The sequence below is a fragment of the Clostridium sp. genome (assembly GCF_021443865.1).
GTDB lineage: Bacteria > Bacillota > Clostridia > Clostridiales > Clostridiaceae > Clostridium.
The window spans coordinates 1-5,241 of the sequence record NZ_JABUTB010000118.1; the positions used below are offsets into that span (position 1 = coordinate 1).

The 5,241-nt window shown below is 27.8% G+C and carries 4 protein-coding genes; 1 reads left to right on the forward strand and 3 read right to left on the reverse strand.

The features are described from left to right. Positions 1-68: 68 nt before the first annotated feature. The 3 genes from HUJ77_RS14275 to HUJ77_RS14285 are packed head-to-tail and all read right to left on the reverse strand — an operon-like array spanning position 69 to position 3,950. Positions 69-713 (reverse strand): ComF family protein, encoded by a 645-nt coding sequence (locus tag HUJ77_RS14275; RefSeq protein ID WP_291709738.1) that lies wholly within the window; start codon positions 711-713, stop codon positions 69-71. Next, complete coding sequence (locus HUJ77_RS14280; protein WP_291709739.1) at positions 686-1,708, reverse strand: hypothetical protein; 1,023 nt, start codon at positions 1,706-1,708, stop codon at positions 686-688. The genes HUJ77_RS14275 and HUJ77_RS14280 overlap by 28 nt, the downstream gene beginning before the upstream one ends. A 10-nt stretch (positions 1,709-1,718) precedes the next feature. Next, positions 1,719-3,950 (reverse strand): ATP-dependent RecD-like DNA helicase, encoded by a 2,232-nt coding sequence (locus tag HUJ77_RS14285; protein WP_291709741.1) that lies wholly within the window; start codon positions 3,948-3,950, stop codon positions 1,719-1,721. Between the two features lie 151 nt (positions 3,951-4,101). Between HUJ77_RS14285 and nagA the strand changes: the two genes are divergently transcribed. Next, the gene (nagA, locus tag HUJ77_RS14290) at positions 4,102-5,232 is read left to right on the forward strand and encodes an N-acetylglucosamine-6-phosphate deacetylase (protein ID WP_291709743.1); all 1,131 of its coding nucleotides are present in this window, start codon (positions 4,102-4,104) and stop codon (positions 5,230-5,232) included. Positions 5,233-5,241 lie beyond the last annotated feature (9 nt).

Genomic DNA, 5,241 nt, shown 5'->3' on the forward strand with positions numbered 1-5,241 from the left:
CTTACGTGGATCGTTTTGCCTGCGACTGGCATCGACTTTCATCCACAGACCTATCTTCACTCTAATTATTATATATAACTTTTAGCAACTGTCAACATTTTTATTGAAAGAGCTCCATTTTCTTTAAGTAACTTTTCACATTCATATATGGTTGCTCCCGTAGTCATAACATCATCAATAATTAATATTCTTTTATTTTTGATGTTTTTATCAGTTTTTAATTTAAATGCACCCTTTATATTTTTGCATCTTTCTTCTTTGGATAATAGTTTTTGTTCTTTAATATTTTTATTTTTTATTACATCATTACATATACTAATATCTAAACTTTTCTTTATCTCTTTAGCTAAATATTCACATTGATTAAAACCTCTATTTTTCATTGCCCTTTTGCTACTGGGTATATATACTATATAATCTACATCTAATTGATTTTCTCTAATCATTTCACATAAAAACTCTACTAATACTGAACCTGCAACAAAATTTTTATTGTATTTAAATTCTAATATAAGTTTTTTTAGTGCTCCATTATAGTATCCATAGGAAAGAACTCCATCAAATTCTTTTACCCTTTTTATCTTACTTTTACATAATGGACATATCCCTACAAATTCACTTTGGCAAATTATACAGCTATTCTTAGGCGGATAAATAATATCTAGCAATTCATCCTTTAATGAAATTAGTAATTTAGTAATCCATTTTCCCATATATTTTTATTATATCTCCTAGTTATATCTTTAGCTAAATCCATATCCTCAGATATATCTTTAGCCACTAACAAAACTTCCCCTATATTATTATACTTAGTATCTTTTCCCACATCTGCACAGAAATATAGAATTTTTTTATAATTATAAAAAGCTTCATCTGCAAATAATGCAACTATATCTACACCTTCTGTCTTTATTGAATATTCTCTTATATAGTTAGTAATAATAAATGTACTTTTATTTTTGTTAATATAAGCACTTTCTAATTCTCTTATAGAGTCTCCCTTTAGAAATTTAATTACATTAACATCCTTTATTTTTATTTCTTTGGTATAGTAATTGTAAATCTTATTGATTCTATCTTCCGTGGGAACATAAATTATTACTTTTCTTTTATTATTTTTAAACCACATTAAATAATCATATAATGTGTATGGGATATCTTCATCAAGCTTTACTCTAGTTGTAATTACTCTTGGTTCTACAAAGACTTTTTTTCTAATTAAATCGCTTATTTCAAATGAGGTTCCCATATTTATAACTTTATCTACTGAATATGATATTATCCTTTTAGTATAAATATATAAGTACTCTATTCCAGATCTTATTTCTTCTTTTGAAATTGTAGAGTAAACACTTATATCATCTATAATACAAATATCATAGTAATTCCTTATATTTTTCATATTTCTAGAATTTATAAAAACTAAGTCTTCAGAGCCATCCAATTCTTTATTGCATGAATACTTAAAACTTGATTTTTCTTTTTTTAATTCTCTTAATATTTCTTCATTGCATTTTTCACCGTTCCATACATACAAAATCTTCTTATTTTCTTCAATTAATAGCTTAATTATATTAAGGAAAATTAGCGTTGTATTGTATGGATTTGTTATTATATTCAAAATTTTTGTTTGCTTATTATACCACTTATTTATTTTAGATACACAATTATTAAACTCTTTAACGTTAATTAATATATTATCTACCATTTAAATTCTCCTACTCAGTGAATATTTCATTACTGGTAATATCTAAAATTCTATTTTTTAGAGATGAATATCTACTTATGCTCTTATCATTAGTAATCATATATTGAAGTGCCTTTGGAATTCCAACAACTACAACTAATTCCTTTGCTCTAGTAATTGCAGTATAAAGTAAATTTTTATTCATAAGTAGAGGTGATCCCATAAAAGCTGGCGTAATAATAACTTTAAATTCACTCCCTTGGCTTTTATGAATAGTTATTGCATAGGCTAGCTCTAATTCATCTAAATATATATAATCATAAATAACTTTTCTTTCATCATCAAAAATTACAGTTAAAGTTTTTTCTTCATCATTAATACTTTCTATAAAGCCCATATCCCCATTAAATACGCCTACCCCTTCATTATCTCCATATCCATTTATTCTAACCCACTTTAAAGAGTAATTATTTTTAATTTGCATTACTTTATCACCTTCTCTAAAGGTAACCTCTTTCAAATCTTTTTCTCTTTTACTTGGTGATTTTGGATTTAATACATTTTGTAGCTCATTATTCAAATTTTGTACTCCTAATATTCCTTTTCTAGTAGGAGTTAATATTTGAATATCTCTATATTTATCCCAACTTGTATTGAATTTAGGAAGTCTTCTATTAATTAAGTCAATTATAGTTCTAAGTATTTCATTAACATCTTCTTTATTTTCAAAGAAGAAATCGCCGTCTTTTCTATTTAAAATAGGCATTTCACTATTATTAATCTTATGTGCATTTGTTACTATTAAGCTTTCTTTTCCTTGCCTAAATATATCCTTTAATCTTACTACTTTTATAAACTTACTTTCAATTAAATCCTTCAATACATTTCCAGCTCCTACTGAAGGAAGCTGATCTACGTCACCAACTATAATTAATCTAGTTCCTAATTTTATAGCCTTAAGCAAGCTATTCATAAGCATTACATCTATCATAGAGGCTTCATCTATGATAATTACGTCTGCTTCTAAAGGTTCACTTTCACTTAGCTTATAATATGATTTCCCTTCATCACTAACACCCATTTCAAGTAATCTATGTATTGTCTTGGCTTCTCTTCCAGTAGATTCACTCATTCTTTTTGCTGCTCTTCCAGTTGGTGCTCCTAATACTACCTTCATATTGTTATTTTCATAGATTTCAATTATAGCTTTTATTATAGTAGTCTTACCTGTTCCTGGACCACCTGTGATTATCTCTATTCCATTATCAAAAGCTCCTACTATTGCTTCTTTTTGTGATGGTGCAAAATTTATATTATATTTTTTTTCAAAAACTCCTATTTCAAACTCAATATCTGAATTAATATTTCTAAAGTTCTCCATACTCAAAGTTATTATTCTATTAGTGACACCTAACTCACAATAATAATATGGTAATGCAAAAACTGAATCCTTTCCTTCTATTTTCTCAACTTTTATTTTAGAATCTAAAGATAAATTATATAAACTCTCCTCTACCATTTCAGGTGTTGCTCCTAATATCTTACTTGATTCTTTTATTAACTCATCCTTTGGCATAAATGTATTACCTGCAGCAGAAAATTGATTTAATATATATCTAATTCCACTTTGAATTCTAAAAGGTGAACTTGCCTCAATTCCTATACTCTTTGCTATTCTATCTGCAGTTATAAATCCAATACCACTAATTTCATCTGAAAGAATATATGGATTCTCTAAAATAATCTCTTTAGCATTAGCACCAAAGGTCTTATGAATTTTTATACATTGATTGGTACTCATCCCATGACCTTGGAAGAATATAACTATATCCTTTAAATCTCTTTGTTCTAAATAAGATTCTTTAATAATCTCAAACTTTTTTTCCCCTATTCCTTCTACTAATTTTATTTTATCTATATCTGTATCTAAAACTTCTAAAGTCTTTTCCTTAAACTTTTCAACTAATCTTTTAGCTGTAATTGGACCTATCCCTCTTATTATTCCTGTAGATAAGTATCTTTCTATGCCCTTTGTAGAATTAGGAAGTATTTCTTCATATTCCTCTATATTAAATTGTCGTCCAAATTGCTTATGAACAACCCATTGACCTTTTAATTTAACATGTTGACCTTCTTTTATAAAAGGAACTACTCCCACTGCATTTATTATTTCTTTTTCAGTTCTAATCTTACTTACTACATATCCAGTGTCATCACTTTTAAATACAATAGATTCCACTATTCCATTTATATAATCTTCCATGTTACATTCTCCAAATCTAAATATTTTTTGTTTATACTATTTTTATTATATAATATATCTACAATAATACATAACAAAGATTATTTATTTTTAAGAATATTGTTTTAATATGGTATAATAAATATATGTTAGTAAGTATGGAGGTGTTTATATGATTATTAAAAATTGTAATATCATATATATTGACAGAATAGAAAATGGTTCTATTTTAATTGAAAACGGAAAAATAAAAGAAATTAATCCAAGTAATTATGATGATGAAGAAGTGATAGATGCCAATGGTTTATATTTATCACCTGGCTTTATAGATGTTCATATTCATGGTGCAGGCGGTCACGATACTATGGATGGAACATTTGAAGCAATTAATGAAATTTCCAAGGTAATAATTAAACATGGTACTACATCTTTTACCCCAACTACTATGACTGTTGCAGTAGAAGATATTAGAAAATCAATGAATGTAATAAAGGAAGCAAAAGAAAAAGGAACTGATGGCGCTATAGTATTAGGTGCTCATTTGGAAGGTCCATTTATTAGTCCAAAGGCTATAGGAGCTCAAAATCCTAATTATTTAATTCCACCAACATTAGAAAATTATAATGCAATGGTTGGGGATGCTGAAGATGCTGTAGTATCAATTACAATTGCTCCAGAAATACCAGGTGCAAAGGAGTTAATTAAAGAATTATCTCAAAGAGGAGTAGTTTGTTCTATAGGTCATACTAAAGCTACTTATAATGAAGCTATGGAAGGAATAAAGTGTGGATGTGGTCATTCAACTCATCTATTTAATGCCATGACACCTTTTTCTCATAGAGAACCTGGAGTTGTAGGAGCTATATTTGATAGTGATATAACAACTGAAACTATTTCAGATGGAATTCATGTATCTTATCCATCACTTAGAATAGCTTACAAGCAAAAAACTTCTGATAAAGTTCTTTTAGTTACAGATGCTATGATGGCTTGTGCTATGCCTGATGGAATGTATGCTTTAGGTGGTCAAGATGTTGTAGTTAAAGATGGTGCAGCTAGATTATTAAGTGGAAGCCTAGCCGGTTCAATTCTTACTTTAGACAAAGCTGTTAACAATGTATATAAGAATGTTGGTCTACCTTTATATGAAGCTGTAAAAATGGCTAGCTATAACCCTGCAAAGCATTGTAAGGTTGCTGATAGAAAAGGGCTTATTAAAGAAGGTTATGATGCTGATTTAATATTATTTGACGAAGATATTAATATTAAAAATGTAGTTGTAGCTGGAAAAGTTATAGTATAAATAATAAAT